General features: G+C 68.4%; 20 protein-coding genes. 10 read left to right on the forward strand and 10 right to left on the reverse strand.

The window, feature by feature from the left end:
- Window positions 1-2 precede the first annotated feature (2 nt).
- From WKW77_RS25640 to WKW77_RS25650, 3 genes are all read right to left on the reverse strand, one after another.
- Complete coding sequence (locus WKW77_RS25640) at window positions 3-377, reverse strand: CBS domain-containing protein (protein ID WP_340359713.1); 375 nt, start codon at window positions 375-377, stop codon at window positions 3-5.
- 80 nt (window positions 378-457) lie between these two features.
- The gene (locus WKW77_RS25645; RefSeq protein WP_340359714.1) at window positions 458-1,843 is read right to left on the reverse strand and encodes a sigma-54-dependent transcriptional regulator; all 1,386 of its coding nucleotides are present in this window, start codon (window positions 1,841-1,843) and stop codon (window positions 458-460) included.
- 102 nt (window positions 1,844-1,945) lie between these two features.
- Window positions 1,946-2,335, reverse strand: coding sequence for a histidine kinase dimerization/phospho-acceptor domain-containing protein (locus WKW77_RS25650; protein WP_340359715.1), 390 nt, complete (start codon window positions 2,333-2,335; stop codon window positions 1,946-1,948).
- An 86-nt stretch (window positions 2,336-2,421) separates the two neighbouring features.
- On the opposite strand from WKW77_RS25650, the gene rpoN reads away from it, so the two are divergent.
- Window positions 2,422-3,816, forward strand: coding sequence for an RNA polymerase factor sigma-54 (rpoN, locus tag WKW77_RS25655; RefSeq protein ID WP_340359716.1), 1,395 nt, complete (start codon window positions 2,422-2,424; stop codon window positions 3,814-3,816).
- 72 nt (window positions 3,817-3,888) lie between these two features.
- Here rpoN and WKW77_RS25660 read toward each other — a convergent pair whose 3' ends face one another.
- The gene (locus WKW77_RS25660; protein ID WP_340359717.1) at window positions 3,889-4,221 is read right to left on the reverse strand and encodes a PRC-barrel domain-containing protein; all 333 of its coding nucleotides are present in this window, start codon (window positions 4,219-4,221) and stop codon (window positions 3,889-3,891) included.
- 284 nt (window positions 4,222-4,505) lie between these two features.
- Between WKW77_RS25660 and WKW77_RS25665 the strand changes: the two genes are divergently transcribed.
- The 3 genes from WKW77_RS25665 (at window position 4,506) to WKW77_RS25675 (ending at window position 5,992) form a co-directional block, all read left to right on the forward strand.
- A complete protein-coding gene (locus tag WKW77_RS25665) occupies window positions 4,506-5,117 on the forward strand; it encodes a hypothetical protein (RefSeq protein WP_340359718.1) in 612 nt (203 codons plus the stop codon).
- A complete protein-coding gene (locus WKW77_RS25670) occupies window positions 5,114-5,626 on the forward strand; it encodes a hypothetical protein (protein WP_340359719.1) in 513 nt (170 codons plus the stop codon). The genes WKW77_RS25665 and WKW77_RS25670 overlap by 4 nt, the downstream gene beginning before the upstream one ends.
- A gap of 114 nt (window positions 5,627-5,740) precedes the next feature.
- Window positions 5,741-5,992, forward strand: coding sequence for a DUF3297 family protein (locus WKW77_RS25675; RefSeq protein ID WP_340359720.1), 252 nt, complete (start codon window positions 5,741-5,743; stop codon window positions 5,990-5,992).
- A 27-nt stretch (window positions 5,993-6,019) separates the two neighbouring features.
- Here the strand turns inward: WKW77_RS25675 and WKW77_RS25680 are convergent, their stop codons facing one another.
- Window positions 6,020-6,610, reverse strand: coding sequence for a lysophospholipid acyltransferase family protein (locus tag WKW77_RS25680; protein ID WP_340359721.1), 591 nt, complete (start codon window positions 6,608-6,610; stop codon window positions 6,020-6,022).
- 44 nt (window positions 6,611-6,654) lie between these two features.
- Here WKW77_RS25680 and WKW77_RS25685 point away from each other — a divergent pair, with 44 nt between their 5' ends.
- Complete coding sequence (locus WKW77_RS25685; protein WP_340359722.1) at window positions 6,655-7,890, forward strand: MFS transporter; 1,236 nt, start codon at window positions 6,655-6,657, stop codon at window positions 7,888-7,890.
- Window positions 7,891-7,892: 2 nt separating this feature from the next.
- Window positions 7,893-9,080 (forward strand): cyclic nucleotide-binding domain-containing protein, encoded by a 1,188-nt coding sequence (locus tag WKW77_RS25690; protein WP_340359723.1) that lies wholly within the window; start codon window positions 7,893-7,895, stop codon window positions 9,078-9,080.
- A gap of 14 nt (window positions 9,081-9,094) precedes the next feature.
- Here WKW77_RS25690 and WKW77_RS25695 read toward each other — a convergent pair whose 3' ends face one another.
- Window positions 9,095-9,577, reverse strand: a complete 483-nt coding sequence (locus WKW77_RS25695) for a MarR family winged helix-turn-helix transcriptional regulator (protein WP_340359724.1) — start codon at window positions 9,575-9,577, stop codon at window positions 9,095-9,097.
- A gap of 140 nt (window positions 9,578-9,717) precedes the next feature.
- On the opposite strand from WKW77_RS25695, the gene WKW77_RS25700 reads away from it, so the two are divergent.
- Window positions 9,718-11,460, forward strand: a complete 1,743-nt coding sequence (locus WKW77_RS25700; protein WP_422823274.1) for a tannase/feruloyl esterase family alpha/beta hydrolase — start codon at window positions 9,718-9,720, stop codon at window positions 11,458-11,460.
- Between the two features lie 38 nt (window positions 11,461-11,498).
- Here the strand turns inward: WKW77_RS25700 and WKW77_RS25705 are convergent, their stop codons facing one another.
- The gene (locus tag WKW77_RS25705) at window positions 11,499-12,353 is read right to left on the reverse strand and encodes a DUF2272 domain-containing protein (protein ID WP_340359725.1); all 855 of its coding nucleotides are present in this window, start codon (window positions 12,351-12,353) and stop codon (window positions 11,499-11,501) included.
- Between the two features lie 148 nt (window positions 12,354-12,501).
- Here WKW77_RS25705 and WKW77_RS25710 point away from each other — a divergent pair, with 148 nt between their 5' ends.
- A complete protein-coding gene (locus tag WKW77_RS25710; protein WP_340359726.1) occupies window positions 12,502-13,041 on the forward strand; it encodes a DUF4231 domain-containing protein in 540 nt (179 codons plus the stop codon).
- Between the two features lie 66 nt (window positions 13,042-13,107).
- Complete coding sequence (locus WKW77_RS25715) at window positions 13,108-13,884, forward strand: SDR family NAD(P)-dependent oxidoreductase (RefSeq protein ID WP_340359727.1); 777 nt, start codon at window positions 13,108-13,110, stop codon at window positions 13,882-13,884.
- A gap of 6 nt (window positions 13,885-13,890) precedes the next feature.
- On the opposite strand, the gene WKW77_RS25720 is transcribed toward WKW77_RS25715, so the two are convergent.
- The 3 genes from WKW77_RS25720 to WKW77_RS25730 form a co-directional block, all read right to left on the reverse strand.
- Entirely contained in the window at window positions 13,891-15,357 is a 1,467-nt protein-coding gene (locus WKW77_RS25720; RefSeq protein WP_340359728.1) for a TrkH family potassium uptake protein, read from the reverse strand.
- 16 nt (window positions 15,358-15,373) lie between these two features.
- Window positions 15,374-16,840 carry a Trk system potassium transporter TrkA gene (gene trkA / locus WKW77_RS25725; RefSeq protein ID WP_340359729.1) on the reverse strand — a complete coding sequence of 489 codons (1,467 nt, stop codon included), beginning with the start codon at window positions 16,838-16,840 and terminating at the stop codon, window positions 15,374-15,376.
- Window positions 16,841-16,957: 117 nt separating this feature from the next.
- Window positions 16,958-18,370, reverse strand: coding sequence for an esterase-like activity of phytase family protein (locus WKW77_RS25730; protein WP_340359730.1), 1,413 nt, complete (start codon window positions 18,368-18,370; stop codon window positions 16,958-16,960).
- A gap of 122 nt (window positions 18,371-18,492) precedes the next feature.
- On the opposite strand from WKW77_RS25730, the gene WKW77_RS25735 reads away from it, so the two are divergent.
- Complete coding sequence (locus WKW77_RS25735) at window positions 18,493-19,410, forward strand: bestrophin family protein (protein ID WP_340359731.1); 918 nt, start codon at window positions 18,493-18,495, stop codon at window positions 19,408-19,410.
- The last annotated feature ends 12 nt before the right edge of the window (window positions 19,411-19,422 follow it).

A 19,422-nucleotide genomic window follows, 5' to 3' on the forward strand; every position in this document is an offset into this window, starting at 1 on the left:
CCTCACTTGAAATCGGTCGGCGCTTCGCCCAGCGACAGGAGCCCGACCAGCCGCCGCGCACGATCCACCACCGGGATCCTCCGCGGCACGCGGCTGTCGAGCCGGTTCAGGACTTCGTCGTACGACTGGTCTTCATAGCACCAGCACGGGTTGGCCGACATGAGATAGCCGACCGGCGTGCTCGATGGCGGCAGACCCCGCGCGATCGTGCGCACCGCGATGTCCCGCGCTGTCACGACACCCACGAGCTTGCCGTCCTCGCAGACAGGCACGAAGGCCATGTCCCACTCATCCATGGCGCGCGCCGCCGCTTCCGCCGAGGCATGCGGCGACACCGCCCGGACCCCGCGCGACATGACCTCGAAAACCATCGTCATGGTGCACTCCAATTCGCGATCGGGCATGCAACTGCACATGTCCTTCGCCCCGGTGCCCGGCAAACCGCGTACCCGCGCGGTCAGAGCCTGTATTCCTTCAGCCGGTTGTAGAGCGTCTTCATGCTGATGCCGAGCAGCGCGGCGGTGCGCTCCTTGTGGTGCCCGCAGTACTCGAACGTGGCAAGGATGAGCTGGCGCTCCACTTCGGAGAGCGGCGTGCCGATGCGGATATCGAGATGCGGGCCGCCGCCTTCTGCGAGATCCACGACACGGGACGGCGCGGCCAACGTCGCGGGGGGCGGCGATCCGGCGGGCATCCGGGGCAGCCATTCCTCGTCGATCTGCGAGCCATGGGCCATCACCCAGGCCCGCTGCAGCGCATTGCGCAGCTCGCGCACGTTGCCAGGCCAGGGATAGGCCTGAAGCTTCAGGAGGGCTTCCGGCGTGAGCCGCTTCGACGTGCGTTCCTCGCGGCCCAGCTCTTCGAGGAAGCGTTCCGCCAGCAGCGGAACGTCGCTCGCGCGATCGCGCAGCGGCGGCAGCGAGATGGGGAACACGTTCAGGCGGTAGAGCAGGTCTTCGCGCAGCGCGCCGCGCATCACCGCCTCCGCCGGATCGCGGTTGGTGGCGGCAATGATGCGGGTGTCGGTCTGCTGCAGCTGCGTGGAGCCCACGCGCATGAAGGTGCCGTTCTCCAGCACCCGCAGCAGCTTGACCTGCAGGTTGAGCGGCATCTCCGTCACCTCGTCCAGGAAGAGGGTGCCGCCGTGCGCCCGCTCGAAGAAGCCCTGGTGCTGGCGCTCCGCGCCGGTGAAGCTCCCGCGCTCGTGGCCGAAGATTTCGCTTTCGATGAGGTGCGGCGAAATCGCCCCGCAGTTGATCGCGAGGAAGGGCTGCTCGCGGCGGCGGCTGAGCTCGTGCACCGAGCGCGCGACCAGTTCCTTGCCGGTGCCGCTCTCGCCCTGGATGAAGACCGTCACGCCGGTGCCGGCGACGCGCGCGATCTGCCGGTACACGCTCTGCATCGCGTCGGACGCACCGATCAGCGGGCCGAAGCGCCCGGTCTCGCGCCACTGCTCCGTCAGCGAGGCGATCTCGGCCTGGAGCTTCGAGGGGCGGATGAGCCGCGAGAGCAGGCTCTTGAGGTGCGTCGGGTTGATCGGCTTGACCAGGTAGTCGGCCGCACCCAGCCGCAGCGCCTGGATGGAGGTTTCCAGGCTGGCCTGCCCGGTCATGAGGACCACTTCGGTGTCGGCCACCAGATCGGTGTTCTCGAAGAGATCCAGCCCGTTCCCGTCGGGCAGGTGCAGGTCGAGCAGCAGCACGTCCGGCGGCTGCATCGCCAGCAGTCGCCTGGCCAAGGCCAGCGACGGCGCGGTGATCGCGGAATGGCCCTCGCGCTTGACCAGCGATGCGAGCATCTGGCCCGAGTCCTCGTCGTCTTCAACGATCAATGCATGTCCCAAGGTCGGCCCCTCGTTCCGAGTTCGGCGCACGGCCTCTCTGGTGGTGGCGCCGGATCACTCAACCTTGGACATTGCCGTCTTCCGCGCTCATGCGCAAGACGGCTAGCCGGGCTGCTCCTGTGCGAGTTCGTGCAATTCTTCTGTCAGCGCAGTCATACGCGTGAGTTGGCGAGCGATCACCTGCCGCGCCTCGGCCTGGAGGTCCGGATCATCGGTCGCGGTTTCGAGAATCTCCAGTGCCGCGCGCGCCGCGCCGATGGGCGTGCGCAGCGCGTGGTCCAGGCGAAGCAGCTCGCGGGACTGGGCCGCGAGCTTCTCGCGCATGCAAGCCTGATCTTCCGTGTCGTTCATTCGTATTTCTGCCGGGAGCGTTCTTTTTTTCAGCGCGCGAGTTGCCCAATAGGTGGCCGACAACGCGCCCAGTGCAGCCAGCACGCGCAGCGCGACAGGACCCTGTGGGACTCGTAACTTTTGCGGCAACACCTTCCTCATGGTTCCCTCTTGGCATTTTGTTCTGAAAACCAAGGTACTAGTTTACCGCTCGACTCAGCTGGCACAGCAGTTGCGCTGGACCGTTCATGTCAGCCCTCGCACAGCACATTCGTCCCGCGCAGGTGGCGGTCTTTTCGCCCCGGCTCCAGCACGCCGTCCGGCTGCTGCATCTGTCGTCGCTGGACTATGCGCAAGCCATGCAGGAAGCAGCAGAGGACAACCCCTTCCTCGACCTCGAGGACGCCGCCGTGGATGCGACCGGTGCGGCCGAAGCGCCCGAGCCCGGCCTGGACCCCAACGACTCGCGCGACTTCGTCGACCGCCTCGGGACTTCCACGCGCGGTGCCGCGCTTTCGCACGACGAGAGCACGGACGCGCTGCAGCGCCTGCCGGTGGCCGTATCGCTGCGACAGCACCTGCACGCGCAACTGGGCGTCCTGCGCCTGGGCGAACGCGAACGCATGTTCGCCGCGGCGGTGGTCGAGTCGCTCGACGACGATGGCTATCTGCGCATCTCGCTGGAGGACATCGGTGCGGTCGTGCGGGAGGATGGCGAGGATGACGCCGCGCTCGATGCGGATCTCCTCGGCGCATTGCGGCGGGTGCAGTCGCTCGATCCGCCCGGCGTGGGCGCGCGCAGCGTCTCTGAGTGCCTGCTGCTGCAGCTTCCGTGCATCGCGGATCCGGTCCTGCGCGATACGGTCCGCCGCATCGCGGCCGGGCACCTCGAATGGCTGGCCGCGCACAACCACAAGCGCATCGCCGACGCGCTCGGCGAACCCCTTGTGCGCATTCGCGCGGCGGCCGAATGCATCCGGCGGCTCGATGCGCGGCCCGGATGGAAATACGACGCCACGCCGACGCCCTTCGTGACCCCGGACGTCTTCGTGCGGAAGCGCCGCGGCGTCTGGACCGCGGTGCTCAACGAGGCGGCCATGCCGCGCCTGCATCTGAACCAGGACTATGCGCGCCTCTTCGAGCGGCAGGCCCAGGCGCGCAATCCCGAAATGGCGGGCTGCCTCGAACGCGCGCGCTGGACCGTGCAGAACATCGCGCAGCGCGCGGCCACCATCCGCGACGTCGCGCAGGCCATCGTCGCGAAGCAGAAGCTATTCCTCGAACATGGCGCGCTCGCCATGAAGCCGCTGACACTGCGCATGATCGCGGACGAGGTGGGGGTGCACCCCTCCACGGTGTCTCGCACGGTTCATCACAAGTACATGGCGACGCCCACGGGCGTGTTCGAGCTGAAGCACTTCTTCTCGCGCGGCGTGGAGCACCAGAGCGGCCGGGCGACCGCACCGACCGCGATCAAGGAACTGCTGCGCGAGCTGATCTCGGCCGAGCAGGGCAGCGCGCCGCTGAGCGACGCGACGCTGGCGCGCATGCTCGGCGATCAGGGCTTCAACGTCGCGCGGCGCACGGTGACGAAGTATCGGCAGGCGATGAACATCGAGCCGGTGGACTGGCGCCGGCGCTGAGGCGGGTTCGTAAGGCCCTCTGCCAAAGCCTGCTGCGGCGCCCCCCGCCGCCGTGCAGCAGCAGAAGAAGAGTCAGAGCCCGTAGTACTTGTCGACGCTGGAGCGATAGGTCTCGTCATAGTCGGGCACGGCCTCGTTCGTGTAGCGGGGCGCGCCTTCGAGCTGGGCCTTGTCCAGCGGAACCACGTAGCCGTCCTGCGACGTGTCGTACTTGAGCATGTTCCACGGAATCGGGTAGCGGTCCGTTCCCATGCCGAGGAAGCCGCCGAACTCCATCACCGCGTAGCGAACCTGGCCGGACAGCTTGTCGATCATGAGATCGTCGATGCTGCCGAGCTTGTCGCCCGACACGTTGTAGACATTCGTCCCCTCGACGCGGTCGGAAGAAATGACATCTGAAGCCATGAGAGTCTCCATGCCGGCATGGCTGGGACCACCGGCTCTCGCTTGCTAAGCCCAGCGCTCCAGATATGACCCGCGCGGGGCCTGCGCCCTCATAGGTGCGATGTCCGTTCCGATGTAGGTGAAGTTTGCGCGGCCGGAACGGCGACTGCGGTGTAGGCCCTATCTCACGTTCGAAACTCCTGCGGGGCGGCGACATCCGCGGCGCGCCGTGGCGCAGCATGGCTTCGCCACCGCAGCGCATTTGCGTTCCGTCCGGTGGCTTGTTTCATCAGCCGGGAGCACGCATGGACACGATCACCCCCCAGACCTGGATCCTCGTCGCAATCGTGGCGGCCGTTGCGCTGATCGCGTTTGCCGCCTTCGAGTTTCGTCGCAGCAGGCAGTCGCAGCGATTGCGCGCACGCTTCGGACCCGAGTACGACCGTGCCGTCGAGGCGCATGACAGTCGCGCCAAGGCGGAAGCCGAGCTGCAGCAGCGCCAGGCACGCGTCGAGCGCCTGACGATCGTTCCGCTGACACCCGAGGACGCGGCGCGCTTCAGTGACGAATGGACGGCACTGCAGGCCGAATTCGTCGATCACCCGCAACTCGCTGTGGACAAGGCCGATGCGCTGGTGCGCGAGCTGCTGGTCAAGCGCGGCTATCCGATGGCGGACTTCGAACACCGGGCTGCGGACATCTCGGTCGATCACCCTGGCGTGGTCAGCCACTACCGGGCGGCGCAGGAGATCCGCCGGCGCAATCTGGACGGCCAGGTCGAGACCGAGGAACTGCGCAGAGCCGTGGTGCACTACCGCGCGCTTTTCGACGACCTGCTGGAAGTCACCGAACAGCGCCCCGGCGCAGTACCCATTCATTCAATACGGCCGGCCCGCCCGGCGGAGGTGCGATCATGATTTTCGATTCCAAGCGCAGACAGACCTCGGAGCTCGAGGCGGAAGAAGCCACCGCGCTCGCCGAAGCGCCGCGCGCAGCCGTGGCGCCCGACGACGTGCAGACGTTGCCGGCGAGCAAGGGCCGGGCTCCCGATCAGGATTACCGACCCGACGACCCGGCGGTCGAACGGAGGGATGCGACGAATGCCAGGACCGATGGACGGCCCGCCACGCCACGCAGACAGGAAGATGCCGATGATCTCGAGCCGCTCTTCGCGACCGATGTCGCGGCTGACTTCCGCCGTGGCTGGGACGCCGTGCAGATCGGCTTCGTGGACGATCCTCGCAAGGCGGTGAAGGATGCCGACGATCTGGTGAACCGTGTCCTGCAAAGCCTGAGCGAGACCTTCCGCGGAGAACGCGGTCGCGTCGAGGCGCAGGTCGCGCACGCGGGCCCGGTCTCGACCGAGGACCTGCGGGTGGCCTTGCGACGCTATCGCTCGTTCCTGCATCGTCTGCTGTCGCTGTAGCGGACGGCCGCCCCGCCTTCGCGTTCCGGGCGCGTTCCGTGAACGTGGGGAGGGGCCGCTGCGGATCACGCTGTCACACTACGGGCCAAGATCCACTTTTCCGTCGCTTCATCGATGTCCGATTCCGCACGACAAACGCCGCCGCTGCCCGATCATCTTTCGGTCGATCCACGCAGTCCGCACCACGACCCCGCCTTCTTCGAGCACGACATCGGCGTCCGCTTCAACGGCAAGGACCGCAGCGACGTCGAGGAATACTGCATCAGCGAAGGCTGGATCAAGGTGCCGGCGGGCCGGGCGCTCGATCGCAAGGGCCAGCCCCTGCTGATCAAGCTCAAGGGCAAGGTCGAGGTCTTCTACAAGTAGCCGCCCCGGAGGCAGTGCCGCGCTGCCTCAGCCTGCGTCGAACTGATCGACGTTGCGTCCCCGGAAAGGCGCGTAGAAGGCCCGGATGCGGGCGATGTCGCCCTCGACGTCGTCGGTCGGGTCGACCAACGGGCCAAGGCCGCAGGTCCGCGTGCCCCAGTCGAGATACGAAAGCTGGATCGGCAGACCGGCACCCCGCGCGATGTGATGGAAGCCGGCCTTCCATTGGCGAGCGCGGCTGCGCGTGCCCTCGGGCGCCACCACCAGTTGGAGCGGGCCGGGGGCCGACTTGAGGGCCTCGACCGATGCCGCGATCAGGTTGTTGGACCGCTCGCGATGCACAGGGATGCCGCCCAGCCAGCGCATCGTTCCGCCAAAAGGCGGACGAAACAGCGAAGCCTTGCCCATCCAGCGGATGCGCATGCGCAGCGCGAAGGCCGCCAGGAGGGTAAAGGGGAAGTCCCAGTTGCTGGTGTGCGGCGCCGCGATGACGACGCAGCGCACCGCGCGCGCCGGCAGCTCGCCGTGCACCTTCCAGCCGAGCACGCGCAGCACGCCACGGGACGTGGACCTCAGCGCCGGCTCCAGCAGTGGCGTGTCGAAGATGGTCCGGGACATGGGCCGCAAGCATAGGGCATGAGGCCGGCCCTACACTGCGCCCCATGCCCGAGCCCGTGGAACCGAAGATCGATGCCCGAATGCCGCCGGCAGTGGGCCCGATGCATGCCGCATCGGCGGACCACACATCGCGCCGCATGGCGGCGCTCCTCGGCGCGGCGATCGCCGCGGGCTTCGAGGCCGGTGCGATCAGCTACGTGCTGCCGGCGATGCGCGCCTCCACCGGCGCCTCGGCGCAAGGGGCTTCGTGGCTGTTGTCGGTGTTCGTCGCCGCGACGCTCGTGGCGGTGCCGCTGGCAGCTTTGGCCGTTCGCCGCGTGGGCGCGACGCGGCTGCTTCGCGGAAGCCTGATGCTGGCTGTCATCGCGGGCGGCCTCGCGAGCGTGCTGCCCAGCCCGGAGGGCGTGCTGGTCGCGCGGGCGCTGCAAGGGCTGGCGCATGGCCCGCTGCTGCCGCTGGTGGCGGCGGTGATCGTGACGCACTGGCCGCCGGAGCAGCACGGCCGCCTGCTCGGACAGGTGTCGATGGCTTACGGACTGACCTACGTCGCAGCCACCATCGGCACCCCGTTCCTGCTGCAACTGGGCTGGCGCAGCGCGTTCTCGTTGGGCGCCTGCCTCGCGTTGCTGTCGCTCGCCTGGCCGCTGCCGGGCTCGGCCGCCTCGCATGACGCACAGCGGCCGGCGCCGTGGTGGCTGGCCTTCAGCCGGCCGATGCTGCCCACCATCCTGCTGGCGCTCGGCACCGGCGCCGGCCAGTCCGCGCTGGTGTGGATGCCGACGGTCGCGGCCACGCGGATGGGGCTGGGCATGACCGCCACCGCGCCGCTGATGGTGCCGCTGCTGCTCGGCGGCCTGTTCGCCACCGCGTGCGTGATCCGCTGGCTGGATCGCGTCGGATCGCGCCCGCTGGTCGTCACCGGCCTCGCGAGCGCGATCGCGGGCGTGCTGGTGGTGGTGGTCGCGCCTGCAGGGCCGGGCTTCTTCATGGCCGGCGGCGCGGCGCTGGGTTTCGGCATCGGCATGCTTTCGGGCGGACCGCTGCGCTATGCCGCGGCGCGTGCGCTGCCGCGCGATGCGCAGGGGCTGGCGCAGGGCGCCGTGGCGTGGCTGACCGATGTCGGGCTGTTGGCCGGAAGCGTCGCCGTCGGCCACATCGCGGGGCGGGGCGCCGATGCTCGCGCGGCGATCGAGATGGCGCTGTGCGTGGTCGGCGCGCTGATGTTGCTCTGCGCCCCGGCGGTGCTCCGGTTGCCGCGGCAGGACAGGGTGGCCGCGTGACGATGACCGACCAACCCGACACCGCGAACGCCGCCGGACCCGAAGAGAGCGCCAGGGCGCTCCTCGGCCGCTGCACGATCTTCCGCCGTTGCAGCACCGACGACCTCGCGGCGCTCGCCCGCAGCACCCGCTGGGTCGACTACGCCGACGGCGTCGACCTCGTGCGCGAAGGCGACACGCCGGAAGAACTGCTCCTCATCGAGCATGGCGAGGCGCAGGTGCTCAAGCGCGGCGCGAACGGCGACGAGCACCTCATCAACCGCGTCGGGCCCGGCGATTCGATCGGCGAGATGGCCCTGTTCGACGTGGTGCCGCGTTCCGCCACCGTGCGCGCCGAGGGCCCAGTGCGCGGCCTCTCGCTGCCGCTGTCCGACATCGTCCACCTCGCCGAATCGCGGCCCTCGCTGGTGCCGGTGCTGATGGACATCGGCGCGCTCGTGGCCGAACGCCTGCGCGTCACCAGCGCCAACGCCGCGGCCGCCGCCGACCGGAGCCTGGCGCAGGAGCGCACCCGCGCGGTGATGGGCCGCTTCACGCTGCTGCTGATCATGGCCTATACGCTGTACACGTGGGTGCTCGGCACCGCGATGCGGGTGAAGGAGACCTTCGGACACAGCGAGTTCGTCACCGTGCCCGCGATCTTCGTGTGCTGCGCGATCCTGTTCGTGTTCGTGCGGGTGTCGCGATACCCCGCCCGCTTCTTCGGCCTGACGACCGAAAACGCCGGCTCGCATGTGCGCGAGGCGGTGCTCTTCACCTTGCCACTGATGGCCGCCACCGTGCTGCTCAAGCTCACGCTGGTGACCTGGGTGCCGGCCATGCACGGACAGCCGCTCATCCGGATGTTTTCGCCCGCGTCGACCGGGAACGGCTTCAATCCGTGGCTGGCCGCGGCCTACGTGGTCTTCGCGCCTTTCCAGGAACTGATCTATCGCGGTGGTGTGCAGGGGCCGCTGTCGCACTTCCTCACCGGCCGCTGGAGCACCTGGCTCGCGATCGTCGGCGCCAACATCATCTTCTCGGCCGCTCACCTGTACGTGTCGCCGGGGCTGGCGGTCGTTGCCTTCGTCGCGGGGCTGTTCTGGGGCTGGCTCTATGCGCGGCAGGGCGGGCTCATCGGGGTCTCGGTGTCCCACGTGCTGCTGGGGTTCTGGGCCTTCGAGGTCGTGGACCTCGGCGTGCTGGAGTAGCGCGGCCGGCGGCCTCAGGCGCGGCGGCAGTTCGCGACCTTGTGCAGCAGCTCGATCAGGATGGTCCGCTCGCCCTGCGTGAGCGATGCGAGCGCTTCTTCCTCGCCCCCCAGCACCGATTGCGTGGCCTTGGTCACCAGCGTCGCGCCCGCCGGCGTGGTGCGCAGGTGCTGCGCGCGCCGGTCGGTCGCGTGCGGAATACGGCGGATCAGCCCGCGCTTCTCGAGCCGGTCGATCCATGCGGCGATGTTGGGCGCGGTCACCGCGAGCGCCTTCGCGAGCCGTGCAGCCGAAACGTCGGGGTTCTCGTGAATCAGCGCCAGCACGGTGTATTCCACCGGCCGCAGCTCGTGAGGCCCGCCCACCTGCTCGGTGAAGACCGCGTCCGTGACGATGGTCGCCTGCGCGAGCTGATAACCGAACACCCGGTGCAACGAGGCTTCGACCAGCCGGCCCGCAGGCGTGGCATCGAGGGGAGCGTTTTTGTTCCTTGGCATCGGCGGTATTCTCGCGTTGCGCCTTGTTGTTCTATCGCTGAACTTTTTTCGCAGGTCAACTCCGTCGCGTATCGCTTGTGCTCAGTGGAAACCATGTATTGGTTACCTCACATAGTTAATTAGATTAACTAGTGGACGCCATGCATACGTCAAAGGAGACACGCTTGAAGACAATATCAGCCGCACCCCTGGCCCTCGTCGCCACGTTGCTTGCCGCTTGTGGTGGTGGCGGCGGCAGCAGCGGTTTCATTCCAACGCAGAGCGCCTTGCCGGGGCTCGGTGTCGCGACGGGAGCGCCGCTCAAGGATTGCGCCTCGCTCGCCGGCTTCGCCTTCGCGAACACCACGATCACCTCGGCCAGCTCGATCGCCGCCGGCACGCTGACCGTGGCGGGCAAGCCGGTCGGCGCTCACTGCCAGGTGAAAGGCTCGATGTATTCGCGCACCGGCCCGGTCGACGGGCAGCCCTATGCCGTCGGCTTCGAGATGCGCCTGCCGGCCAACTGGAACGGCCGCTTCTTCTACCAGGCCAATGGCGGCGTCGACGGCAGCGTGGTCACCGCGACGGGCCCGGTGGGCGGCGGCGGCGGGCTGAATAACGCGCTCAACTTGGGTTTTGCGGTGATCAGCTCGGATGCCGGCCACCAGGCGCCCACGCCGTTCTTCGGCCTCGATCCACAGGCGCGTCTCGACTACGGCTACCAGGCCGTCGCCAAGCTCACGCCGATGGCCAAGACGCTGATCGCATCGGCCTACGGCAAGGGGCCGGACCGCTCTTACTTCGGCGGTTGCTCCAACGGGGGCCGCCACACCATGGTCGCGATGTCGCGCTACCCGGACGACTACGACGGCTTCCTCGTCGGCGACCCGGGCTTCCGCCTGCCCCTGGCTGCCGCGGCGAACATCGTCGGGGCGCAGAACTACTACGCGCTCGCCGACACCACGGCGATGACGGCGGCAAACCTCGGCACCGCCTTCACGCAGGCCGAACGGACCATGGTTTCGAACGCGGTGCTCGCCAGGTGCGATGCGCTCGACGGCGCGATCGACGGGCTGGTGCAGGACACCGCGGCCTGCCAGGCGGCGTTCAATATCCAGCGCGACGTGCCCACCTGCAGCGCTTCGCGCGACGGCACCTGCCTGTCGGCGGCCCAGAAGCAGCGCATCGGCCAGCTCTTCGCGGGTGCACTCGACGGCAAGGGCAAGAAGATCTATTCGAGCTTCCCGTTCGATGCCGGGCTGGGCACCAATGGCTGGGCGGTCTGGAAGTTCAGCAACTCGCTCAACCTCGACTCGGGTGCGGTCGGCTTCATCTGGCAGGTGCCGCCGGAGAGCCAGGCGGGTTTCAACGGCGCGACCTTCACGCTCACGTCGAACATCGACACGATCCTCGCGAAGATCACTTCCACGAACTCGCTCTACACCGAGAACTCGCTGTCGTTCATGACGCCGCCGAATCCTTCGGACCTCAGCAAGCTGAAGAAGCGCGGCGCCAAGGTGATGGCCTACCACGGCACGAGCGATCCGATCTTCTCGAGCGACGACACGCAGCGCTGGTACGACGAACTCGCGGCGGCGAACAACGGCGACGCATCCGACTTCGCCCGCTTCTACCGCGTTCCCGGCATGAATCACTGCAGCGGCGGTCCGGCCACCGACCAGTTCGACATGCTCACGCCGCTGGTCAACTGGGTCGAGAAGGGCCAGATCGTCGAGTCGGTCGTGGCCTCCGCGCGGGGCGCCGGCAACGCCGGCGGCGTGAATACGGACGTGCCCGCGACCTGGGCCGCCAACCGTACGCGTCCGCTGTGCGCCTATCCGAAGGTGGCGCGCTACAAGGGCATCGGCGACATCGAGAAGGCCGAGAGCTTCGCCTGCATGTAAAGGGGTCAGCCGGTGGAGGGCCCGGCGCGAGGGATGCGTCAGGCCCGGTTCGACATCAGCGCGATCACTTCGCCGACCGGCTTGCCATCGACGATCCGCTGGTTGGGCGCAAGAAAGCCGCCGTTGTCGAGCTGGTAGCGCGTGGCGTAGACGGTGTTGCGGACGTTGCCGCCGATCGCCAGGCACATGTTCGGCCCGACCGCCACCACGATGTCCGTGTGGCTCGGCCACTGCGGGTTCGCCTGCGCGGCCAGGAACTGGTCGTAGCTGTGCGGCTCGTTGCGCCAGTTCGCGACGATGTCGCCGACCAGCGGCTTCTGATTGTTGCGGCGCACGCCCCAGAAGGGGGCCGTCGTGTCGCCGCTCGCCATCGCGCGGATCGAGGACCAGATGTACCGTGCGTGCCCCGTCGATTCGGGAAAGTTGCCGTAGGCCGCGAAGCCCTTGGCCGCGGCATTGCGCACCATCAGCGAGATCGCGACCGCCGACCAGGGCATCTGGTGGTCCTTGCCGGTGAACTTCTCGCCGAAGTGCTTCCACATCGCGCCGATGAAGCTGCTGAACGGCTCCCTGCTTTCCAGCCCCTCGCCGCGGTCGAAGCGGATCCACTGCGCGATGGCCGCATCGGCCAGCGCCTCGCGTGCATCGCTTTCGAGCGGGCGGAAGGTGGGCTGCGGCGGCGGGTTCCAGGCGGCGGTCTTGCGCAGTTCGCCGACGGCGAAGCCCTCGACCTCCCTGCCGTCGACCTCGGTGCGCACGTGCATCCAGCCGGCAGGCCCGTCTTCCAGGTCTTCGACCGGATGCCCGAGGTCGAGCGTGGCGAGGATGTTGTTCGCCTGCGTCGTGGTTCCCGAACGCACATGGATGGCTTCGACACCGACCTTCTTCTGCATCGCCGTCTCCTCGCGCAGTGGGGAAGGGCATCGTTGAGCCTTTCGGGCGGGGTGTCAATCCCTAGGCCATTCGGGGTATTGGGCTGCCTGCGCCCCGGTTCGATGATGCGGACACTTCCGGTCGACCGGAACGAGGAAGGAGCCGACCATGGCCGCTGATCCTTCGGACCTGCCGCAGCAGGTCGAACCCGCCCTCGAGGCCTCGCCGCCGCGCGTCGCGGCGCTCGCGCCCGTGCCGCAGGCCAGCCAGCTGCAGTACGTCTACCAGATCATCGACGCGCAGCTGCGGGACCGCGAGCCGCGCGCCAACTGGTACCGCGTGTCGAGCTTCGTGACGCAGCTCGCGATCGCGCTGCTGTCCGCCACCATCACCGTGATCACCGGCTTCCAGGTGGCGGGCGGCACCGGCCTGGGCGCGGTCGCGACGAACGTGGTGCTGGTGCTCAGCGCCGTCGCGACGCTGGTCACGCTCGTCAAGACCTTCTATGCGCCGCGCGAGTTGTGGATCGCGCTGCGCACCTACTGCAGCGACCTGAGGGACCTCAAGGAGAAGCTGGAGTTCGCCGAGCGCAGCCCGGACTTCGAGACGCGCCGCGACCAGATCGCCAGCGACGGCTTCGCCGAGTACCAGCGGCTCACCGAGGCGTACGAGCAGACCTGGAAGGGCATCCGCGAGCGAGACAAGTAGGCGACGGGCGCGCCGGGGGAGGTGGGTTCCAATCGGGCGAACCCAACACCCGAGAAGGAGACACCGATGTCCACGTCCGCCCCCTTGTTTTCGCTGGCCGGCAAGGTCGCCATCATCACCGGCTCGTCGCGCGGCATCGGCCGTGCGATCGCCGAACGCATGGCCGAGCACGGCGCGAAGGTCGTGATCTCGTCGCGCAAGCCGCAGCCGTGCGACGAGGTGCGCGATGCGATCAACGCCGCGCACGGCGAGGGCGCGGCGATCTCGATCCCGGCCAACATTTCGTCCAAGGAAGACCTGCGCCATCTGGTCGACGAGACCACGCGCCGGCTCGGCCGGGTCGACGTGGTGGTGTGCAATGCGGCGTCGAACCCCTACTACGGCCCGCTCGGCGGCATCGAGGACGACCAGTTCCGCAAGATCCTCGAGAACAACGTCATCGCCAACCACTGGCTCATCAACTTCGCGGTGCCGCAGATGATCGAGCGCAAGGACGGCGCGATCATCATCGTGTCGTCGATCGGCGGCCTTCGCGGCTCGCCGGTGATCGGCGCCTACAACGTCTCGAAGGCGGCCGACTTCCAGCTGGCGCGCAACCTCGCGGTCGAATACGGACCGCACAACGTGCGCGTGAACTGCATCGCGCCGGGGCTCATCAGGACCGACTTCGCGCGTGCGCTCTGGGACGATCCGCAGACCCTGCAGCACCGCACCTCCGCCACGCCGCTGCGCCGCATCGGCGAGCCCGACGAGATCGCCGGCGCGGCGGTGTTCCTCGCATCCAGGGCCGGTGCGTTCATGACCGGGCAGAGCCTCGTCATCGACGGCGGCGTGACCTGCTGAGCCGCTTCACTTGCGCCAGAACGAGGGCGTGAGCAGCGCGATGAAGCTCAGCATCTCCAGCCGCCCGAGCACCATCGCGAAGGTGCAGACCCAGACCTGGAAGTTGGTCAGCGCGCCGAAGTTGCCCGCCGGCCCGACGCTGCCGAGCCCCGGCCCGGTGCAGTTGATGCTGGCGATCACCGCGCTGAAGGCGGTCACCGGGTCGAGGTCGGTCAGCACCAGCAGCATGCCGAGCGCGATCGTGGTGCCGCCGTAGACCAGCATGAAGGCGAGCACCGAGAAGATCACGCGGTTGTCGATCACCACGCTGCCGAGAGTCACCGGCTGCACCGCGCGCGGATGCACGAGGCGCGTCATCTCGCGCCGCGCCTGCTTCACGAGGATGAGCACCCGCACCATCTTGATCCCGCAGCCGGCCGAACCGGCGCTGGTCGCGACGCCGGAGAGCAGCAGCATGAGCATCGGCGCGAACACCGGCCAGTGCAGGTAGTCGACGGTCGCATAGCCGGTGGTGCTGCCGACCGAGATCGTGTGGAACATGCCGTGGCGCAGCGCATCCAGCGGCCCGTAGACGCCCTTGGCCCACAGCACCGCCGCCACCACCACACCGCCGCCGATCAGCGTGGCCAGCGTGGCACGCATCTCGGGGTCGCGCCAGAAGCCGTGCAAGGTGCCTTTGCGCACCGCGATGAAATAGAGCGCGAAGTTGCAGCTCGCGGCGAGCATGAAGAGCACGGCCACGGCTTCGAGCACCGCCGAGTGGAAGTACGCGAAGCTCGCGTCGTGCGACGAGAGACCGCCCAGGCTCACCGTGGTGAACATGTGCATCATCGCGTCGATCGCGCTCATGCCGCCGGCCCAGTATGCGAGGAAGCATACGACCGAGAAGGCCGCGTAGATGCCCCAGAGGCCCTTGGCGGTCTCCTTCACGCGCGGGGTGAGCTTGCTGTCCTTGATGGGCCCGGCGACTTCGGCCTTGAAGAGCTGGCTGCCGCCCACGCCCAGGAGCGGCAGGATCGCGACCGCCAGCACCAGGATGCCCATGCCGCCGATCCACTGCAGGAAGGTGCGCCACACGTTGATCGACACCGGCAGCTCGTCGAGCTGCGCGAGCACGGTCGCGCCGGTGGTCGTGAGGCCCGACACCGCCTCGAAGTAGGCATGCGTGAAGTTGATCGGCCGGCCGACGGCATGCAGCGACCACATCAGCGGCAGCGTCGCGATCAGCGGCAGCAGCACCCAGGTGAACGACACCAGGAAGATGCCGTGCCGAGGCTGCAGCTCGCGCTTGTGGCGGCTCAGGCCGAGCCACATCGCGGCGCCGCAGACGAACGCGATGGCTGCGGAGGTGGCCCACACATGGCGCAGGCCGTCGGCGTGCGTCCACGAGATGACCCACGGCACGAACATGCCCAGCGAGAAGAAGGTGATCAGCGCGCCGAGCACGCGCAGCACCGGAAGAAATTCGCTCATGAGGGCGGCCGGCGTCTCAGAAGAAGGTGGCGCTCACGCGGAAGAGCTTTTCCACCTCGCGCACCTGGCGCTTTCGTGGCACGAAGATCACGACGTGGTCGTTGCTCTCGATCACGGTGTCGCCGCGCGCGATGATCACCTGCGCCGGCGCGGGCGGCGCGCCGCCGTCCGCCGCCGCGCCGATGGCGAGGTCCGGCAGGCCGCGCATGATGAGCCCGACCTGTGCTCCCTTCGGCAGCCGGAGGTCCGAGACACGGCGGCCGACCACGCGCGAGGTCTTGCGGTCGCCGCGCGCCACGATCTCCAGCGCTTCGGCCACGCCGCGGCGCAGGCTGTGCACCGCCTGCACGTCGCCCTGGCGCACGTAGGTCAGCAGCTCGCCGAGCATGGTCTGCGCGGGCGAGAGCGCGATGTCGATCTGGGTGCCGTGCATCAGGTCGGCATAGCTGCGGCGGTTGATCAGCGCCAGCACGCGCGTCGCACCCATGCGCTTGGCCAGCAGGCTGGCCATGATGTTGTCCTCGTCGTCGCTGGTGAGGGCGAGGAAGAGGTCGATGTTCTCGATGCCTTCGTCGTCGAGCAGGTCCTCGTCGGTGCCGTCGCCGTGCAGCACCAGCACGCTGGACGGCAGCTCGGAGGCGAGCTGCACGCAGCGCGCGGGGTCGCGCTCCAGCAGCTTGATCTGGTAGTTGCGGCCCGTGTCGACGAGCTGCCTTGCCAGCCGCAGGCCCACGCGGCCGCCGCCGGCGATCATGATGCGCTGGACCGCGCGCTGGTCGTCCGTGTCGTAGCGGTGCAGCGCCGACAGCACCGCCTTCAGGTGCTCGCGCGCCGAGAGCACGAACACCTCGTCGCCGGGCTCGATGAGCGTGTGGCCTTCGCACAAGATGAAGCGGTCGGGTTCGTTCTCGAAGCGGCGGTAGATCGCGACGATGCGCATGTCCGCATCCGGCACGCGCTCGCGCAGCTGGGCGATGCTGTGGCGCACCAGCGGCGCGCCGGCCACCGCGCGCACCGCCACGAGGCACGCGAGCCCCTCGGCGAACTCGCGCACCTGCAGGGCCTCGGGATACTCGACCAGCTTGCCGATGTAGCGCGTGAGCGATTCCTCGGGGCAGATCACGCCGTCGACAGCGAAGCCATCCTTGCCGAGCAGTGGACTGCCTTCCTTGAAGGCATCCGAGCGCACGCGCGCAATGCGCGTCGGGATGTTGAAGAGCTGGCAGGCGATCTTGCAGCAGACGAGGTTGGTCTCGTCCCGCGCGGCGCAGGCGATCAGCATGTCGGCGTCGCGCGCGCCGGCTTCGGCCAGCACGTCGGGTTCGATGCCGCTGCCGACCACGCCGCGCAGCTCGAAGCGTTCCTCGAGCTCGCGCAGGCGCGCCGCGTCGGTGTCGATGACGGTGATGTCGTTGGCTTCCGATACGAGCGTCCCGGCTACGCTCTCGCCGATGCGGCCTGCGCCGAGGATGATGATTTTCAAGAGGCGTGCTTCTCCGGCACGCTTTATACGCCCGAAGGCGATTCCCCAAGGGGACGGCGCGGCGCGCATGCTCGCCGGCGCTGGTCGGCGCTTTCGTTCAGCGCCGGCCGAGCGCGCTCATTGCCTGTCGTCGTCTTCGTCGTCCCCGCGGCGGTCCTGGTCGCTCTGCAGGCGCTGGTTGACGAAGCGCGAGCCGCCCAGGTCGGCGTCGGTGAATGCGAAGACGAACCAATGGTTCGGATTGGCGAGCCCGCCGGGCGTCGTGGCGAGGAAGTCGTTGTCGTTGGCGACGTACAGCGTGTGCTTCACAACGCCGTCCACGAACACGTCCTCGCCGAAGGCCATGCCTTCGAGCTTGGCGGGGATCTGCGCGGCGGTCAGGCCGTGCGCCTTCAGGGCCGCGGCAATGTCGAGGAAGAGAGTCTTGGCAGGTGCCTTCTGCAGCAGCGCGGCCTGGCCGGTCAACCCCGAGACATCGGCCGCGCCCTGGATGTCGATCTTGTAGATGCGCTTCACATCGGCGTTGCTGTCATCGCCAAGGCCCTTGCCGTCGCGTTCGAGCACGAGCAGCTCGTGGTCGTTGAGCGCCAGCAGTTCGCTGCTGTTGTAGGCCTTCGATTTGTCGGCCAGGTAGTTGTCGTAGGCGTACTGCGTCGTCGCGCCGGTCTTGATGTCCACCGCGACGATGCGGTTGGCCCGGCCGCCGTCGCCGCCGTCCTGGATCAGCGGGCTCTGCATGAAGCCGAACAGCGTCCTGCCGTCCGGCGAGATGGCCAGGCCTTCCATGCCCTTGTTCGCCACGCGGCCCGTGGTGTTGCCCGAGATCTCCGTGGCGCCCGTTGCCGCCTTGTGGCTCGCCGCCAGGATCGCGGGCAGCGTGAACACGCGCAGGCGCTCCCCGGTGCGGCGGTCGAACTGGTAGAGGTACGGCCCGTACTCGTCGGAGATGAACACGCTCTTGCCGTCGCGCGAAAGGCGGATGCCTTCGGTGTCCAGCCGCGCGTCCAGCGCGTCCGACGAAGGCGTGGAGGCTTCGAAGTTGTCCGACCGGCCCGAGAAGTAGTAGTGCCCGCGCGTATTGCTGGCCGGGGTGGCGCCGAAGCCGGCCACCACGCCGCCGTAGTGCAGCCGCTCGCGGCTGTACAGCAGCGTGGTCTGCGCGAGCACCGGCTGCAGCGTGAAGGGCAGGCCGCTGGCGCTGTCCGGCTGGCGCTTCAGGTGCAGGTGCAGCGTGTGGAAGCGCGGGATGTAGCTGGTCGTGTTGTCGACCGTGGCGTTCCAGGCGACCGCATTGGGGCCGCGATCCGGCAGCGCCAGGAAGGTGCTGCCGCCGGCCCAGGCCAGGCCCGAGCCGATGCCGCCGAGCAGGTCGGCGCGCACGCCGTTCTCGAGCAGCTGGCTCTGGCCGGAATGGTCGGCGCCGTTTCCGGGCAAGGTGCCGATGGCGATCAGATCGATCGCCTGGGCGGTGGTGCATGCCAGTGCGCTCGCCACACAGGCGGCAGCGAACAGTCCCTTCCTCCAATTCATGACAACTCCTCGTGTAGACAAAAGTCGCAATGGTCATGAGTCGGGGTGACAGAAATATGACGGCACCGGGCGCGTTGTCCTGCGTGCCTGCACCGGCGCCGATTCGCCGGAGAATCGGGCGCATGATCGTCCGCCCGCGCCCGAACTGGTTTCGCATGCTCTTCGTCTGGCGTGGCTCGGTGTTGCCGGTCATCCTGCCGCAGTTGATCGGGACGACCGCGTTCGCGATCCTGGTCACCGTGCTGCACGGCCGCGTGTTCGCATGGAAGATCCCGCTCAACTTCGTGCCGTTCTCGCTGATCGGGTTGACGCTCGCGATCTTCCTGGGCTTTCGCAACAGCACGAGCTACGCGCGCTACTGGGAGGCGCGCACGCTCTGGGGCACGCTGCTCAACGAGACGCGTGCGCTGGTGCGGCAGGCTTTGACGCTGGCCGATGCGCCGTCGGATGTGCCGACGCTCACCGCGCGGCTGATCGCGTTCGTGCATGCGCTGCGGCATCAGTTGCGCACGACCGATGCGAAGGCCGATCTGGAACGATTGCTCGCGCCGCAGGACTGCGCCCGCGTGCAGGCCGCGCGCTACAAGCCGGCGATGCTGCTGCTGATGGCCGGCGAGTGGCTGGCCGATCGACGGAGGGCAGGGCAGGTCCCGCCCGCGCTCGTGCAGGCCATGGAAGTGCCGCTCGGGCGTCTGACCGAAGCCCTGGGCGGCTGCGAGCGCATCGCGGGCACGCCGATCCCGTTCACCTACTCGGTGATCATCCACCGCACGATCTATCTGTATTGCGTGCTGCTGCCCTTCGGGCTGGTGGATGCGATCGGGCCGATGACGCCGGTGATCGTCGCCTTCATCGCCTACACCTTCTTCGCGCTCGAAGCCCTGAGCGCCGAGATCGAGGAGCCCTTCGGCACCGAGCCCAACGACCTCGCGCTCGATGCGATGTCGGCCATGATCGAAGCGACGCTGCGCGAGATGATGGGCGAAGCGCAGCCGCAGCAGCCCTCCGGCCTGCCGCCGGGCGGGTTCATCCAGAGTTAGCCGGCGCCGTTG

The sequence above is a fragment of the Variovorax ureilyticus genome (genome assembly GCF_037889935.1).
GTDB lineage: Bacteria > Pseudomonadota > Gammaproteobacteria > Burkholderiales > Burkholderiaceae_C > Variovorax > Variovorax ureilyticus.

What these genes read in the sequence shown, in the direction of transcription:
- WKW77_RS25640 (WP_340359713.1), bottom strand. Translation starts at nt 377, where the DNA reads ATGACGATGGTTTTCGAGGTCATGTCGCGCGGGGTCCGGGCGGTGTCG.
- WKW77_RS25660 (WP_340359717.1), bottom strand. Translation starts at nt 4,221, where the DNA reads ATGGCTTCAGATGTCATTTCTTCCGACCGCGTCGAGGGGACGAATGTC.
- WKW77_RS25695 (WP_340359724.1), bottom strand. Translation starts at nt 9,577, where the DNA reads ATGCCAAGGAACAAAAACGCTCCCCTCGATGCCACGCCTGCGGGCCGG.
- WKW77_RS25710 (WP_340359726.1), top strand. Translation starts at nt 12,502, where the DNA reads ATGGCCGCTGATCCTTCGGACCTGCCGCAGCAGGTCGAACCCGCCCTC.
- rpoN (WP_340359716.1), top strand. Translation starts at nt 2,422, where the DNA reads ATGTCAGCCCTCGCACAGCACATTCGTCCCGCGCAGGTGGCGGTCTTT.
- WKW77_RS25705 (WP_340359725.1), bottom strand. Translation starts at nt 12,353, where the DNA reads ATGCAGAAGAAGGTCGGTGTCGAAGCCATCCATGTGCGTTCGGGAACC.
- WKW77_RS25715 (WP_340359727.1), top strand. Translation starts at nt 13,108, where the DNA reads ATGTCCACGTCCGCCCCCTTGTTTTCGCTGGCCGGCAAGGTCGCCATC.
- WKW77_RS25730 (WP_340359730.1), bottom strand. Translation starts at nt 18,370, where the DNA reads ATGAATTGGAGGAAGGGACTGTTCGCTGCCGCCTGTGTGGCGAGCGCA.
- WKW77_RS25690 (WP_340359723.1), top strand. Translation starts at nt 7,893, where the DNA reads ATGACCGACCAACCCGACACCGCGAACGCCGCCGGACCCGAAGAGAGC.
- WKW77_RS25680 (WP_340359721.1), bottom strand. Translation starts at nt 6,610, where the DNA reads ATGTCCCGGACCATCTTCGACACGCCACTGCTGGAGCCGGCGCTGAGG.
- WKW77_RS25670 (WP_340359719.1), top strand. Translation starts at nt 5,114, where the DNA reads ATGATTTTCGATTCCAAGCGCAGACAGACCTCGGAGCTCGAGGCGGAA.
- WKW77_RS25675 (WP_340359720.1), top strand. Translation starts at nt 5,741, where the DNA reads ATGTCCGATTCCGCACGACAAACGCCGCCGCTGCCCGATCATCTTTCG.
- WKW77_RS25700 (WP_422823274.1), top strand. Translation starts at nt 9,718, where the DNA reads ATGCATACGTCAAAGGAGACACGCTTGAAGACAATATCAGCCGCACCC.
- WKW77_RS25735 (WP_340359731.1), top strand. Translation starts at nt 18,493, where the DNA reads ATGATCGTCCGCCCGCGCCCGAACTGGTTTCGCATGCTCTTCGTCTGG.
- WKW77_RS25685 (WP_340359722.1), top strand. Translation starts at nt 6,655, where the DNA reads ATGCCCGAGCCCGTGGAACCGAAGATCGATGCCCGAATGCCGCCGGCA.
- WKW77_RS25720 (WP_340359728.1), bottom strand. Translation starts at nt 15,357, where the DNA reads ATGAGCGAATTTCTTCCGGTGCTGCGCGTGCTCGGCGCGCTGATCACC.
- WKW77_RS25665 (WP_340359718.1), top strand. Translation starts at nt 4,506, where the DNA reads ATGGACACGATCACCCCCCAGACCTGGATCCTCGTCGCAATCGTGGCG.
- WKW77_RS25650 (WP_340359715.1), bottom strand. Translation starts at nt 2,335, where the DNA reads ATGAGGAAGGTGTTGCCGCAAAAGTTACGAGTCCCACAGGGTCCTGTC.